This window comes from Mediterraneibacter sp. 210702-DFI.5.30 (assembly GCF_020560115.1).
GTDB classification, from domain to species: domain Bacteria; phylum Bacillota; class Clostridia; order Lachnospirales; family Lachnospiraceae; genus Mediterraneibacter; species Mediterraneibacter faecis.
In genome coordinates, this window is the sequence record NZ_JAJCME010000198.1 from 1 (window position 1) to 230 (window position 230).

Sequence of the window (230 nt, forward strand, 5' to 3'; positions counted from 1 at the left end):
GTTCTTTTTTAACCACATCTTTGACTCCATCCCAGGCATGTCCAAGCGCCTGGATGAAATGACGATTTTTTTCGACCTGATGCTTATCTTGGGAGCCCATAGCCATTTAAAATCTCCTCTTGCAGCTTAAACATTTTTTCTTCATCGGCTTTTTCTTCATGATCATACCCATTCAAATGCAAAAAGCCATGCACGATCAAAAAGCCCAGCTAACGATCATTAGAATGACC

The 230-nt window shown here is 40.9% G+C and carries 1 protein-coding gene; it reads right to left on the reverse strand.

Annotated features, from left to right (window positions below; translation table 11 throughout):
• Positions 1 to 83: 83 nt before the first annotated feature.
• Positions 84 to 200: an rRNA maturation RNase YbeY gene (ybeY, locus tag LI126_RS15240; RefSeq protein WP_331469930.1), complete on the reverse strand. Its 117-nt coding sequence runs from the start codon at positions 198 to 200 to the stop codon at positions 84 to 86.
• Positions 201 to 230: the final 30 nt, after the last annotated feature.